Source organism: Pseudomonas putida W15Oct28, from assembly GCF_000708715.2.
Taxonomy (GTDB): domain Bacteria; phylum Pseudomonadota; class Gammaproteobacteria; order Pseudomonadales; family Pseudomonadaceae; genus Aquipseudomonas; species Aquipseudomonas putida_R.
The window spans coordinates 32,516-45,543 of sequence record NZ_JENB01000017.1 but is presented as its reverse complement, the minus strand read 5'-3'; the positions used below and the strand labels follow the sequence as shown (position 1 = coordinate 45,543).

The following is a 13,028-nucleotide window of genomic DNA, read 5'->3' as shown; positions in this document are numbered from 1 at the left end:
GGCAAGGCCGCTCCTACAGGATTACGCGAACCCCTGTAGGAGCGGCCTTGCGTCGCGATGGGCTGCAAAGCAGCCCCACGGCCCTCAATCCAGCTTCAGCACCTTGGCCAGCACGATCTTGGGCCCTTTCATCTTCTTGATGATGATGCGCAGCCCTTCGACCTCCAGCACTTCCTCTTCTTCAGGCACGCGCTTGAGCGTCTCGTAGATCAGCCCCGCCAGGGTTTCCGCCTCGATGTGGTCGAGGTCGATGCCCAGCAGGCGCTCGACCTTGAACAGCGGGGTATCACCCCGTACCAGCAGCTTGCCTGGCTGATAGGCAAGGATGCCGCGCTCGGTCTTGCGGTGTTCGTCCTGGATATCGCCTACCAGCACTTCCAGCACGTCTTCCATGGTCAGGTAGCCGATTACCTTGCCGTCGGCTTCCTCCACCAGCACGAAATGCGCGCCGCCCTTGCGGAACTGCTCCAGCAGTTGCGACAGCGGCATGTGCCGCGACACGCGCTCCAGCGGCCGGGCAAGGTCGTCCAGGTCGATGGTCTCGGGCAAGTGCTCCAGTTCGGCAAGCTCCAGCAGCAGGTCCTTGATGTGCAGCAGGCCGGTGAACTCCTCACGCTCGGCGTCATACACCGGGTAGCGGCTGAACTTGTGGCGGCGCACCAGCCCCAGGATCTGTTTCAGCGGCGCTTTGGCATCGATGATCACCATGTCTTCACGCGAGTTGGCCCAGTCGACCACTTCCAGCTCGCCCATTTCCACGGCCGAGGCGAGTACACGCATGCCTTGGTCGCTTGGGTCCTGGCCGCGGCTGGAGTGCAGGATCAGCTTCAGCTCTTCACGGCTGTAGTGGTGTTCGTGGTGCGGGCCCGGTTCGCCCTGGCCGGCAATGCGCAGAATGGTGTTGGCGCTGGCATTGAGCAGGTAGATGGCCGGATACATCGCCCAGTAGAACAGGTACAGCGGCACGGCCGTCCACAGCGACAGCAGCTCCGGCTTGCGGATGGCCCAGGACTTGGGCGCCAGCTCACCGACCACGATGTGCAGGTAGGAAATGACAAAGAACGCGATGAAGAACGAAACGCCTTTGATCAGTTCGGGCGAGTCGACACCGAAGTACGCCAGCAGCGGCTCGAGCAGGTGGGCAAACGCTGGCTCACCGACCCAGCCCAGGCCCAGCGAAGCCAGGGTAATGCCCAGCTGGCAGGCCGACAGGTAGGCGTCGAGCTGGTTGTGCACCTTGCGCAGGATACTGCCGCGCCAGCCGTGCAGCTCGGCTATGGAGTCGACGCGCGTCGAGCGCAGCTTGACCATGGCGAACTCGGCGGCAACGAAGAAGCCGTTGAGCAGCACCAGCAGCAAGGCAAAGATGATCATGCCGAAATCGGCGAATAACGAGGTGACGCTGATACCAGGGGAAGGGTCCATGATGGAGTTTTTACGGGGTCCGTCTTTGAGATTGAGAGAAAAAAAGTGCCAGCTCTTGCTGGCACAGGGGATCCAATGTAGCGGCTAGGGCCGTAAAAGCAAAGGGTGGCGGGCTTATTGCGGTCCCTGTGGGAGCGGGCGTGCCCGCGAAGGGCTGCGCAGCAGCCCCGATCTCAAGCCTTGTCGTTGGCCAATTGTGTCGGCGCAAAGTGACAGGTAAAGGTGCTGCCATGCCCCGGCACGCTGCTGATGTCCAGCTTGCCGCGGTGGCGCATCAGCACATGCTTGACGATCGCCAATCCCAGCCCGGTGCCACCGGTATTCGACGCACGGCTGGAGTCCACCCGGTAAAAGCGTTCGGTCAGGCGCGGCAAGTGCTTGGCGTCGATGCCCACCCCCGAGTCCTGCACCGACAAGTGCGCGCCCTGGGCATCGGCCCACCAGCGGATGCGGATGTTGCCCTCGTCCTGGGTGTACTTCACCGCGTTGAACACCAGGTTGGAAAAGGCACTGCGCAGCTCCGACTCGCTGCCCTTGAGCTTCACGCCGGGCGCGGCTTCGAGGGTGATGCGCTGGTTGCGTGGCCCCGACAGGGCCTGAGCGTCGTTCTTGATCGCGGCGAGCAGGGCTTCGACCGCCACCGGCTGGTTGTCCGACGGGTAATCGGTGGCTTCCAGCTTGGCCAGCAGCAACAGGTCGTTGAGCAGCGTCTGCATGCGCGAGCCTTGCTGGCTCATCTGCTGCAGGGCGCGGGTCCAGCGCGGGTTCACATCCTCGACGTTGTCCAGCAGGGTTTCGAGGTAACCGGTGATCACCGTCAGTGGCGTGCGCAATTCGTGGGACACGTTGGCGACGAAGTCCTTGCGCATCTGTTCCAGCTGGTGAATGCGGGTGACATCGCGCACCAGCATCAGGTGTTCGTTGTTGCCGTAACGGGTGATGTGCAACTGCACGCGCATGCGGTCGTTGATGGGCGAGGGGATTTCCAGCGGTTCGAGGTAGTTCTCCGCCTCGAAGTACTCCTTGAAGCGCGGATGGCGCACCAGGTTGGTGACCTGCTGGCCGCCGTCCTGCGGGGTCTTGAAGCCCAGCAGGGTCTCGGCGGCACGGTTCCACCATTCCAGGTTGCCGTCGCTGTCGAGCATGATCACCGCGTCGCGCAGCGCGGCGGTGGACTCCTGCACCCGGTCGATCACTGCCTGCAGGCGGCCCCGTACACGCTGGTCGCGGCGTTGCAGGTGGTAGATGCTGTCGAACACCTCGCCCCAGAGGCCGTAACCATCAGGCGGTGCTTCGTCGGGTTGGTGGTTGCGCAGCCAGTCGTGCAGGCGCAGCAGCTGCTTGAGGGTCCAGCCCAGGTAAAGCGCCAGGCCAATGGCCAGGCTCCAGCCATAGTAGCCGCTGACCAGCCCGCCGATCAGGCAGACGGTAGTCAGCAACAACAGATGGCGAATCAGGGTTGCGTGCCAGTTCTGGTTCAATTGACGGTCCTTGTACAACGACGTGCAGCTTGGCGCTCTTGAACTCGATCAGCTCTTGGTCGAGAAGCGGTAGCCAGTGCCCCGGACGGTTTGTACCAGATTTTCGTAGGCTTCACCCAGCGCCTTGCGCAGGCGACGGATGTGTACGTCGACGGTGCGTTCTTCGACGTAGACGTTGCCGCCCCACACCTGGTCCAGCAGCTGGCCACGGGTGTAGGCGCGCTCCTGGTGGGTCATGAAGAACTGCAACAGGCGGTATTCGGTGGGGCCCATCTCGGCTGGCTTGCCGTCGATGGTGACGCGGTGGCTGATCGGGTCGAGCAGCAGGCCGCCGACTTCGATCGGTGCTTCGGTGTCGCTCGGGCCGGTGCGACGCAGCACGGCTTTCAGGCGCGCGACCAGTTCACGCGGCGAGAACGGCTTGGTGATGTAGTCGTCAGCGCCCACTTCCAGGCCCTGGATCTTGTTATCCTCTTCACCCTTGGCGGTGAGCATGATGATCGGAATGTCGCCGGTCAGTTCGTCGCGCTTGAGGCGGCGGGCCAGCTCGATGCCGGAGGTGCCGGGCAACATCCAGTCGAGCAGGATCAGGTCCGGTTTGCGGTCGACGATGATCGCGTGGGCCTGTTGGGAGTTTTCCGCTTCCAGGCAGTCATAGCCGGCCATTTCCAGGGCAACGGCGATCATCTCGCGAATGGGCGCTTCGTCGTCGACGATCAGAATGTTCCTGCCAACCATGCTCAAAACCTCTCCTGGATTCGGTGTCTTGGCCCGCATTAGATAACGGAATTATTGCAGCTGTGTGACAGGGCGTTGGCCGTTCTGGCGACATTCCGTGACTGAACTAGGCTTGAAAGGGCCGCAGCGGCGGCAACCCGAACCTATTTCCCCCCCGAAACAATGGTGAATCCAATGACACGACAAACGCTGAGCTGGATGGCCCTTTTCACTGCGCTGGCGCTCCCGGGGGTGGCGTCGGCCCACCATGCCATGGAGAAGGACGGCATGTGGGTCGATCATGCCGGCATGACGCTGTACACCTTTGACAAGGATGCGGGCGGCAAGTCGATGTGCAATGGCGATTGCGCCACCAACTGGCCGCCATTGAAGGTAATGGATGGCGAAAAAGCCGATGGCAAGTGGACGCAGATCAAGCGTGACGACGGCTCGATGCAGTGGGCCTACGACGGCAAGCCGCTGTATACCTTCGTCAAGGACAAGAAGGCCGGGGACAAGACCGGTGATGGCGTGAAAGACGTCTGGCACATCGCCAAGCCTTGAGGTTGCCGGGGCCGCTTCGCGGCCCTTTCCGACCGGTCCGGCGCCCCGGCAAGGCCGCTCCCACATTGATCGGCGTACGCAGGCCCCCCTGTGGGAGCGGCCTTGCGTCGCGATGGGCTGCAAAGCAGCCCCAGAATTGTCAGCGCAACGCGTAATCCAGCACCACACCCATGAACACCAGCAACCCCGCCCAGTGATTGTGCAAAAACGCCTTGAAGCACGACTCGCGGTCCAGCTTGCGCGTCGACCAGTATTCCCAGGCAAAGCACGCCGCAGCGCCCAGCAGCCCCAGGTGGAACCAGCCCCCCAGCTCGAAGCGGCTGCCCGCCAGCAACAGGCAACCCAGCGACAGCAGTTGCAAGGTCAGGATGATGGTGCGGTCGGCCTCGCCGAACAGGATCGCGGTCGACTTCACGCCAATCTTCAGGTCGTCATCGCGGTCGACCATGGCGTAATAGGTGTCGTAACCCACCGTCCACAGCAGGTTGGCGATATACAGCAGCCAGGCGCTGGCCGGCAACTCGCCACCCGCAGCAGTGAAGGCCATGGGAATGCCCCAGGAATACGCCGCCCCCAGCACCACCTGCGGGTAATAGGTGTAGCGCTTCATGAACGGGTAGCAGGACGCCAGCGCCACCGCGCCAAACGACAGCCAGACCGTGCGGCTGTTGGTGCACAGCACCAGCAGGAAGCTTACCCCGACCAGAATCGCAAACAGTGCCAGCGCCTCGCGCGGCCTGACCCGGCCGCTGGCCAGCGGCCGGTCGGCGGTGCGTTTGACGTGGCCATCCACCTTGCGGTCGGCGAAGTCGTTGATGCAGCAGCCCGCAGCCCGCATCAGCACCACACCAAGGCCGAAGATCAGCACGTTGGCCAAGGTGGGAGAACCGTTGCCGGCAATCCACACCGCCGACAGCGTTGGCCACAGCAGCAGATAGATACCGATCGGCCGGTCCATGCGGCTGAGCTGGACGAAGTCCCAGGCCCGCGGGTGCAGGCGGTTCAGCGACTTGAGCAGTTGCAGGTACATCAGCGGTTTTCCTCCCTGGCCGCTTGCCACAATGCCGGCAGGAACACTTCTGCCACCAGCAGCTCCAGGCCGCCTCGTTCAAAGCGCGAGCGGCGCCCCCACAGGGCTGCATGGGCGGCGTCGGTCGGTAGCCAGGCCTGTGGATAACTGCACACTTCGATCGGGTGGCGGATGAACGCCTGGTCACAGAACAGCAGCTCGCCCAGCGAGCGGCTGCCGAGGGTTTCCAGGTCCAGCCCGCCGCGCTCCAGGGCGCTGCGGCTGGCCACACTGCGGGCGAACACCCAAGGCTGGCCATGGCCGCGCAGGTACACCTCGCGCACCCAGCCTTCGCTGCCGGCAGCAATGCCCAACGCCTGGCATTCATCGTCGCGCAGCGCTTGCCAGCCCTCGAACAGCGGGGTGACGGAGAAGTGATCAGAGGACAGGCGGGTCAGGCGGCGGGTGAGCGAGCCTTCGTCGAACAGCCAGTCAAGGGTAGGCTGGTCGAAGTCGGTCGCCAGCTGTGAATACGGCAGCCACGCGACAGCGGCTGCTTGCGGGGATTCGTACGACACGTCGGTCTGCTTGTAACAACCAGAGAGGCGGCGAGCTTAGCATGATTGCCCCGACTGCTTGCATACTGCGGGCAGGGCCGCTACAAACCCTCCACGAATTGCGCGCTGGCTTTTTCGCGGGCATGCCCGCTCCCACAGGTACTCCACAGGTCCCGAGGTTGTAGTAATTCCTGTGGGAGCGGGTTTACCCGCGAAAGGGCCATCAGCAGCAACACAAGCCCCAGCCTGAACCGAGGAAAAAGACCTGATGAAAAAGTGGCAATGTATTGTCTGTGGCCTGATCTACGACGAAGCCGAAGGCTGGCCCGATGACGGCATCGCCCCCGGCACCCGTTGGGAAGATGTGCCTGAAGACTGGCTGTGCCCCGACTGTGGCGTCGGCAAAAGCGACTTTGAAATGATCTTTATCGGCTAATCGAGGAAAGCACGACATGACGTCCCCTGTGGTAATCATCGGTACCGGCCTGGCGGGCTACAACCTGGCCCGTGAATTTCGCAAGCTCGATGCGCAGACGCCGCTGCTGCTGATCACCGCCGACGATGGTCGCTCCTACTCCAAGCCCATGCTCTCCATGGGCTTTGCCAAGCTGAAGGACGCCGACGGCCTGTGCATGGCCGAGCCGGGCGTCATGGCCGAGCAACTGAACGCCGAGATCCGCACCCATACCCGCATCAGCGGCATCGACCCGGACCACAAGCGCCTGTGGATCGGCGAAGAGGCCGTGCAATACCGAGACCTGGTGCTGGCCTGGGGCGCCCAGACCGTGCAGGTGCCGATCGAAGGCGATGGCAGCCATCTGGTGTTCCCGATCAACGACCTGGAAGACTACGCCCGCTTCCGTGCCGCCGCCGTCGGCAAACAACGCGTATTGATCCTCGGTGCCGGCCTGATCGGCTGCGAATTCGCCAACGACATGAGCCGGGGCGGCTTCCAGGTCGACGTGGTGGCGCCGTGCGAACAGATCATGCCCACCCTGCTGCACCCGGCCGCTGCGGCGGCGGTGCAGGGCGGGCTGGAAGGCCTGGGTGTGCGCTTCCACCTGGGGCCGGTGCTGACCCGCCTGCAGCAGGTGGCCCAGGGCCTGGAGGCGCACCTGTCGGATGGCAGCGTGATCGCCTGCGACCTGGTGGTTTCGGCCATCGGCCTGCGCCCACGCATCGACCTGGCTGCCGCAGCCGGCTTGCAGACCAATCGTGGTGTCCGCGTAGACCGCGAGCTGCGTACCTCCCACGGCAACATCTTCGCCCTCGGCGACTGTGCCGAGGTCGATGGCATCAACCTGCTCTACGTGATGCCGCTGATGAGCTGTGCCCGGGCGCTGGCGCAAACCCTGGCCGGCAAGCCGACCGCGGTTGCCTACGGGCCGATGCCGATCACCGTGAAAACCCCGGCCTGCCCGCTGGTGGTTTCGCCGCCGCCCCTGGGCCAGGAATGCACTTGGCAGGTGGAGGGCCAGGGCAGTGACCTCAAGGTGCTCTGCCACGGTGCTGACGGCGCATTGCTGGGCTATGCCCTGACCGGGGCAGCCGTGATGGACAAGCTGGCACTGAATCGCCAGTTGCCGCCGGTAATGGCGTAAATAGAGGGCGTTCTGTCGGATTTATCCTGTTGTTGCCTGCACAATGGCCGGCCTGATACTGGCGCGGCCCCGGAGCACGTGCCATTCTCACTTCCGTCTGCCGCAGATTAGAGCCTGCGGTGCCTTGAGCGCTGCTCCCAAAGGCAGCACGGCATAACAACAAGAATTCCGTCAAAGAGGCTTCACTATGCGCAAACCAGAACTCGCCGCCGTCATCGCGGAAAAGACTGATCTGACCAAGGAAAAGGCCAATCAGGTGTTGAACGCGATTCTCGACAGCATCACCGGTGCCCTGGACAAGGACACGGTGACCCTGGTCGGTTTCGGCACCTTCGAAAAACGCCATCGCGGCGCGCGTACCGGCAAAAACCCGCAAACCGGTGAGCCGGTCAAGATCAAAGCCAGCAATACCGTGGCCTTCAAGCCAGGCAAGAACCTCAAGGACAGCGTCAATCCCCCGGCCGCGCCAGCCAAGGCCGCCAAGAAAAAGTAAGCATCCGCTGACGATTCGTTGATCCCGAACGGGCGCCTTCATGGCGCCCGTTGTGCTTTACACGCAGTAACTGCTGCGAACTTGCATAAAAAGGTCGTTAAGAGGATAAACTGCGAAACTTAGTCACTTTTCAATCGAGGCGTGTCGATGAAGTTCCGCTTTCTTCTCTGGGCCATGGGGCTGTTGATGGCCAGGGCCAGCCGTAACAACCCGGCATTCCAGCAGCAGCTCAAGGGCAAGGACCTGGTGTTCCAGATGCAGACCCTGGACGGCAAGGTTGCCCGGCACTTCGTCGTCAATAACGAGCGCATCAGCAGCAAGGGCGGCGCGCATCCGCAGCCGGCCTTCGCCATCGCCTTCAAGGACGCTGCCTACGGCTACGCCACGATGCAGGCGGGCAACAAGCAGTTGGCGTTCATGCAGGGGATTCAGGACAAGAACATCCAGATCAAGGGCAATCCGGCGCTGGTGATGTGGTTCCAGGGGTTGATGAAGTACCTGAAGCCGAAGAAGAAAGGCTGACATTGCCGGGGCTGCTGCGCAGCCCATCGCGACACAAGGCCGCTCCCACATGGTCCTGCATACGCCGATCAATGTGGGAGCGGCCTTGTGTCGCGATGGGCCGCAAAGCGGCCCCAATAGTCTTAATGCGGTGCGTGAAACTGTGAAGCCAGCTCGCGCAGCAGGTTCTCGGCTTCAAGCACCTTGTTCACCGCATCATCGGCCTTTTCCCGGGTAATCCCCAGGCGCTCCAGCAGCTCGTCAGGAATCTCTTCCTGCGGGCCGGAGCCAATCCCCCGCGAGCGCAACAGGCGGGTTGCCAGGCACACCAGGTTGGGGAACGCCGAGTACTCGCCGTCGTAGGCCGGGTCGTGCTGGAAGCGCAGCGCGGTCGACAGCTCTTCGGGCATGTCCCACAGCTTCATCAGCCAGGCACCGATCTGTTCGCGGTTGATGCCCAGCAGGTGCTGTTCCACGTAGGTGTGGTTCAGGTGTGGGTTGACCTCCAGATGGCGGCAAATCAGCGAGAAGTGTGGCGGGAATACGTGTGCCAGCAGCAGGTAGCCGAAGTTGTGCAGCAGCCCGGCCAGGTAGGTCAGCCCGGCCTCGGGGCGTTCTGCCCGAGGCATGGCGCGGGTCAGGCCTTCGATGATCGCGGCGGTGTAGATCGACTGCTGCCAGTATGGCGTGGCCTGCTGCGGCTGGTCTTTCGGCAGGCTCAAGGTCTTGCCCAGTGCCAGGCCCAGGGCCAGGTTAATCACCAGGTCGAAGCCCAGCACGCGCACGATGGCGTCTTCCACCGAGCGGATCTTGCCCGGCGACGCGTAGTAGGGCGACGCCGCCCAGCTCACCACCTGTGCCGCCAGCGCCGGGTCGGTTTCGACCACGCCGGTGATGTCATCGATGCTGGCGTTGGGGTCTACCCGCAGCTTGATGATCTTCTGCGCGGTGTCGGCCAGCGGCGGGATCTCGATGGTTTCTTCCAGGCGCTTCTGGATGCGTCGGGCAGTGAAGGCCTGAACGGCATTGGTGATTTCACGGGTGTCGTCATGGGGGCGGTCGAGGTTGGGGCTGATGGCCTCGACCTCCTGGCCAAAGCTGCTGGCGCTGGCCTTGGCCAGCATGCGCTTGAAGTGCGCGCGTTCAATCTCCAGCAACAGGCTGGCTTCGCCAGACTGGATGTACACCGTCTCGGCGTCGAGCAGGCTTTTTTCGTACTGGCACGGGGAGCTGGTCAGCGCCGGAATGCCGGGCAGGGCCTTGAGCTGGTGCTTGTCGAGCATTTGCTTGAGGCGTGGCACCGACACGGCGGTCAGCTTGCGCCCGGTCAGCTCGGCCAGGCGGTTGAGGTCCAGCAGTTGGCTCTGCGGGAACAGCACCATGAGGGCGCCGACCTCGTCGTCGAGAAGCACCGCCTGCACCCGCGAAGCCGCAGGCAGGTGCGGGGTTTCGACCACCTCGCGGTAGGCGACGCCGACCTTGTCGAGCAGCAGCCTGATAACAGAGGGCGCGCGTGGGGTTGCGGTGTCCAGGGCAACTTCAGTCATGGTCCGTATCCACTGATTCTTTTAAACGCGAAGTATAACCAGCCTGCGAGCAAATCTGGATCCATTCTGGGACTAACGTCACACTTGGCCATATTGCTGGCCATGACGCAGCCAGCGGTCGAGCAGCGGGCTGACATGGTCCGGCCAGCGGGCGACCAGGGCCTGGGCGGCATCGCGCACAGCCGGTAACAGGTCGGCATCGCGCATCAGGTCGGCGACCTTGAACTGCAGCAGGCCGGTCTGGCGCGTACCCAGCATTTCGCCGGGGCCGCGTAGTTCGAGGTCTTTCTCGGCAATGATGAAGCCGTCGTTGGTCTCGCGCATGATCCCTAAGCGTTCGCGGCCGATCTGCGACAGCGGCGGGTGATACAGCAGCACGCAATGGCTGACGGCACTGCCCCGGCCAACCCGGCCGCGCAGCTGGTGCAGCTGGGCCAGGCCCAGGCGTTCGGGGTTTTCGATGATCATAAGGCTGGCGTTGGGGACGTCTACGCCTACTTCGATGACAGTGGTCGCGACCAGCAGCTGCAATTCACCGGCCTTGAACTGCGCCATGATCTCGGCTTTTTCCGCAGGCTTCATCCGGCCGTGGATCAGGCCCACACGCAGTTCGCCCAAGGCGCTGCCGAGTTCTTCATAGGTGCTTTCGGCGGCCTGGCAGGTCAGCTCTTCGGATTCTTCGATCAGGGTGCACACCCAGTAGGCCTGACGCCCCTCGGCGCAGGCGGCGCGAACCCGTTCGACCACCTCGAAGCGGCGGCTGTCGGCTACCAGCACGGTGTTCACCGGGGTGCGCCCAGGGGGTAATTCGTCGAGCACCGAGGTGTCCAGGTCGGCGTAGGCGCTCATGGCCAGGGTTCGCGGAATTGGCGTGGCGGTCATGATCAGCTGGTGCGGGCACAACTCGCCGGCCACGCCTTTCTTGCGCAGGGCCAGGCGTTGCTGCACGCCAAAGCGGTGCTGTTCGTCGATGATCGCCAGGGCCAGGTGCTTGAACTTCACCTCTTCCTGGAACAGCGCGTGGGTGCCGACCACCATCGGCGCACCGTTGGCGATCTGCTCCAGGGAAGCGGCCCGGGCCTTGCCCTTGAGCTTGCCGGCCAGCCAGGCCACTTCGATACCCAGCGGTTCGAGCCAGCGCTTGAAGGTGATGAAGTGCTGTTCGGCGAGGATCTCGGTGGGCGCCATCAACGCCACCTGATAGCCGGCTTCCAGGCCTTGCAACGCTGCCAGGGCGGCGACCACGGTCTTGCCGGCACCGACATCGCCCTGCACCAGGCGCATCATCGGCTCATGCTGGCTGAGGTCGTAGGCAATTTCGTTGGCCACCCGCTGCTGTGCGCCGGTCGGCTGAAAGCCCAGGTTGGCCAGGTACTGCGCCTGCAGGCGCGTGGCCTTGGGCAGCACTGGCGCCCGCAGGCTGCGCAGGCTCTCGCGCAGGCGTTGCTGCGACAGCTGGTGGGTCAGCAGTTCTTCGAAGGCCAGGCGGTGCTGGGCCCAGTGCTGGCCTTCGGCAAGTTCGTCGAGGTCGGCGTCGGCCGGCGGGTTGTGCAGGTAACGGATGGCATCGTCCAGCGGCGCCAATTGGTAGTCCCGGGCCAGCTCGTCTGGCAGCCAGTCGGGCAGGCTGCGCGGGCCAAGCAGGCCCAGGCTCTGCTGGCACAACAGGCGCAGGCGTTGCTGGGTGAGGCCTTCGGTGGACGGGTAGATCGGCGTCAGGGTCTGTTCGACCGGTGGCGGCGGCTCGTCACCGTTCAGTGCGCGGTACTCCGGGTGGTAAATTTCCAGGCCCGAGGCACCGGGGCGGGCTTCGCCGTAGCAGCGCAGGTGGGTGCCACGTTTAAGGCCTTCCTTCTGCGCGTTGCTGAAGTGGTAGAAGCGCAACGTCAGCACGCCGCTGCCGTCGCCCAGGCGCACCACCAGGCTGCGGCGCTTGCCCATGGTCACGTCGGTACCACTGACCACACCTTCGATAACCGCATCCTGGCCGGGGCGCAGCTGGCCAATCGGCACCACGCGGGTGCGGTCCTGGTAGCGCAGGGGCAGGTGGAACAGTACATCCTGCAGGTTCTCCAGGCCGACCTTGGCGAGTTTTTCCGCCATGGCCTCGCCAACACCCTTGAGTACCGTGACCGGGACCTTCGACAGCTCACTCATGACTCAGGCCGGTTGTTCCGCAGGGGCTTTGGCGACCGAGCACAGGCGGATCGAGTCGGCGAGGATCTCGATGGCCTTCGGCCGCGGGAAGCTGGCGCGCCAGGCGATGGCCACGGTACGGAACGGTGCCGGTGCGGTCAGTGGGCGCACTTCGATGACGCCAGGGGCGTAATGATGGCTGTGCACCGCCGACAACGGCAGGATCGACACGCCAAGGCCCGAGGCCACCATGTGGCGGATGGTTTCCAGCGAGCTGGATTCGACCGTGGTGTGCCTGGCGCCTTCGCCGCCCTTGTTCAGGGTCGGGCAGGCTTCCAGTACCTGGTCGCGGAAACAGTGGCCCTCACCGAGCAGCAACAGGCTCTTGTCGTTGAGCATGGCGGTGTCGATGGTCTTTTTCGCCGTCCACGGGTGGTCGGCGGGCATCAGGGCGCAGAACGGCTCATCGTACAGCGGCAGGGTCAGCACGTCGGCTTCGTTGAACGGCAGGGCGATGATCACCGCGTCCAGTTCGCCGTTACGCAGTTTTTCACGCAGTACGTGGGTGAAGTTTTCTTCGATGTACAGCGGCATCTGCGGCGCTACGCGGTGCAGTTGCGGGATCAGGTGCGGGAACAGGTAGGGGCCGACGGTGTAGATGGCACCGACCTTGAGCGGGGCGGTCAGCTGGTTCTTGCCGGCCTGGGCCAGTTCGCGAATGCCCTGGGCCTGCTCCAGTACCTTCTGCGCCTGGGCGACGATGCTTTCGCCAACCGGGGTCAGGCGCACCGCGCTTTTGCTGCGCTCGAAGATCAGCACGCCAAGCTCGTCCTCGAGCTTCTTCACACCGACCGACAGGGTCGGCTGGCTCACGTGGCAGCGTTCGGCGGCATGGCCGAAGTGCTGTTCCTGGGCGAGTGTGACGATGTAGCGTAATTCGGTGAGGGTCATAACGTGCGTCCATGAAGTTGCGGGCCCAGCATAGCGGCTGCAATCG

13 protein-coding genes are annotated in these 13,028 nt (G+C 63.7%); 5 read left to right on the top strand and 8 right to left on the bottom strand.

Annotated features, from left to right (window positions below; translation table 11 throughout):
- Positions 1–84: 84 nt before the first annotated feature.
- From AK81_RS14055 to phoB, 3 genes are all read right to left on the bottom strand, one after another.
- Positions 85–1,425, bottom strand: a complete 1,341-nt coding sequence (locus AK81_RS14055) for a hemolysin family protein (protein WP_043199851.1) — start codon at positions 1,423–1,425, stop codon at positions 85–87.
- Positions 1,426–1,598: 173 nt separating this feature from the next.
- Positions 1,599–2,906, bottom strand: a complete 1,308-nt coding sequence (gene phoR / locus AK81_RS14050) for a phosphate regulon sensor histidine kinase PhoR (RefSeq protein WP_043199850.1) — start codon at positions 2,904–2,906, stop codon at positions 1,599–1,601.
- Positions 2,907–2,954: 48 nt separating this feature from the next.
- Positions 2,955–3,644: a phosphate regulon transcriptional regulator PhoB gene (gene phoB / locus AK81_RS14045; RefSeq protein WP_008091627.1), complete on the bottom strand. Its 690-nt coding sequence runs from the start codon at positions 3,642–3,644 to the stop codon at positions 2,955–2,957.
- 174 nt (positions 3,645–3,818) lie between these two features.
- On the opposite strand from phoB, the gene AK81_RS14040 reads away from it, so the two are divergent.
- The gene (locus AK81_RS14040; RefSeq protein ID WP_043199848.1) at positions 3,819–4,187 is read left to right on the top strand and encodes a COG4315 family predicted lipoprotein; all 369 of its coding nucleotides are present in this window, start codon (positions 3,819–3,821) and stop codon (positions 4,185–4,187) included.
- A 139-nt stretch (positions 4,188–4,326) separates the two neighbouring features.
- Here AK81_RS14040 and ubiA read toward each other — a convergent pair whose 3' ends face one another.
- Both ubiA and AK81_RS14030 read right to left on the bottom strand, forming a co-directional pair.
- Positions 4,327–5,217 (bottom strand): 4-hydroxybenzoate octaprenyltransferase, encoded by an 891-nt coding sequence (gene ubiA, locus AK81_RS14035; RefSeq protein WP_043199847.1) that lies wholly within the window; start codon positions 5,215–5,217, stop codon positions 4,327–4,329.
- Positions 5,217–5,774: a chorismate--pyruvate lyase family protein gene (locus tag AK81_RS14030; protein ID WP_043199846.1), complete on the bottom strand. Its 558-nt coding sequence runs from the start codon at positions 5,772–5,774 to the stop codon at positions 5,217–5,219. Before AK81_RS14030 ends, ubiA begins: the two co-directional genes overlap by 1 nt.
- A 247-nt stretch (positions 5,775–6,021) precedes the next feature.
- Here AK81_RS14030 and rubA point away from each other — a divergent pair, with 247 nt between their 5' ends.
- From rubA to AK81_RS14010, 4 genes are all read left to right on the top strand, one after another.
- Complete coding sequence (rubA, locus tag AK81_RS14025) at positions 6,022–6,189, top strand: rubredoxin RubA (RefSeq protein ID WP_019096637.1); 168 nt, start codon at positions 6,022–6,024, stop codon at positions 6,187–6,189.
- Between the two features lie 16 nt (positions 6,190–6,205).
- A complete protein-coding gene (locus AK81_RS14020) occupies positions 6,206–7,354 on the top strand; it encodes an NAD(P)/FAD-dependent oxidoreductase (RefSeq protein ID WP_043199842.1) in 1,149 nt (382 codons plus the stop codon).
- A gap of 187 nt (positions 7,355–7,541) precedes the next feature.
- Positions 7,542–7,847: an HU family DNA-binding protein gene (locus tag AK81_RS14015; protein ID WP_043199840.1), complete on the top strand. Its 306-nt coding sequence runs from the start codon at positions 7,542–7,544 to the stop codon at positions 7,845–7,847.
- A gap of 147 nt (positions 7,848–7,994) precedes the next feature.
- Positions 7,995–8,369 (top strand): SCP2 sterol-binding domain-containing protein, encoded by a 375-nt coding sequence (locus AK81_RS14010; protein ID WP_016502241.1) that lies wholly within the window; start codon positions 7,995–7,997, stop codon positions 8,367–8,369.
- Positions 8,370–8,491: 122 nt separating this feature from the next.
- Here the strand turns inward: AK81_RS14010 and AK81_RS14005 are convergent, their stop codons facing one another.
- The 3 genes from AK81_RS14005 to AK81_RS13995 form a co-directional block, all read right to left on the bottom strand.
- Complete coding sequence (locus tag AK81_RS14005; protein ID WP_043199839.1) at positions 8,492–9,895, bottom strand: aminoacyl-tRNA deacylase and HDOD domain-containing protein; 1,404 nt, start codon at positions 9,893–9,895, stop codon at positions 8,492–8,494.
- A gap of 78 nt (positions 9,896–9,973) precedes the next feature.
- Entirely contained in the window at positions 9,974–12,052 is a 2,079-nt protein-coding gene (recG, locus tag AK81_RS14000) for an ATP-dependent DNA helicase RecG (RefSeq protein WP_043199837.1), read from the bottom strand.
- 3 nt (positions 12,053–12,055) lie between these two features.
- A complete protein-coding gene (locus tag AK81_RS13995) occupies positions 12,056–12,982 on the bottom strand; it encodes a hydrogen peroxide-inducible genes activator (RefSeq protein ID WP_043199836.1) in 927 nt (308 codons plus the stop codon).
- Positions 12,983–13,028 lie beyond the last annotated feature (46 nt).

Excerpts from the sequence above, each read along its gene's own strand:
- AK81_RS14055 (WP_043199851.1), bottom strand. The coding sequence starts at position 1,425 with ATGGACCCTTCCCCTGGTATCAGCGTCACCTCGTTATTCGCCGATTTC.
- phoB (WP_008091627.1), bottom strand. The coding sequence starts at position 3,644 with ATGGTTGGCAGGAACATTCTGATCGTCGACGACGAAGCGCCCATTCGC.
- AK81_RS14040 (WP_043199848.1), top strand. The coding sequence starts at position 3,819 with ATGACACGACAAACGCTGAGCTGGATGGCCCTTTTCACTGCGCTGGCG.
- ubiA (WP_043199847.1), bottom strand. The coding sequence starts at position 5,217 with ATGTACCTGCAACTGCTCAAGTCGCTGAACCGCCTGCACCCGCGGGCC.
- rubA (WP_019096637.1), top strand. The coding sequence starts at position 6,022 with ATGAAAAAGTGGCAATGTATTGTCTGTGGCCTGATCTACGACGAAGCC.
- AK81_RS14020 (WP_043199842.1), top strand. The coding sequence starts at position 6,206 with ATGACGTCCCCTGTGGTAATCATCGGTACCGGCCTGGCGGGCTACAAC.
- AK81_RS14015 (WP_043199840.1), top strand. The coding sequence starts at position 7,542 with ATGCGCAAACCAGAACTCGCCGCCGTCATCGCGGAAAAGACTGATCTG.
- AK81_RS14010 (WP_016502241.1), top strand. The coding sequence starts at position 7,995 with ATGAAGTTCCGCTTTCTTCTCTGGGCCATGGGGCTGTTGATGGCCAGG.
- AK81_RS14005 (WP_043199839.1), bottom strand. The coding sequence starts at position 9,895 with ATGACTGAAGTTGCCCTGGACACCGCAACCCCACGCGCGCCCTCTGTT.
- recG (WP_043199837.1), bottom strand. The coding sequence starts at position 12,052 with ATGAGTGAGCTGTCGAAGGTCCCGGTCACGGTACTCAAGGGTGTTGGC.
- AK81_RS13995 (WP_043199836.1), bottom strand. The coding sequence starts at position 12,982 with ATGACCCTCACCGAATTACGCTACATCGTCACACTCGCCCAGGAACAG.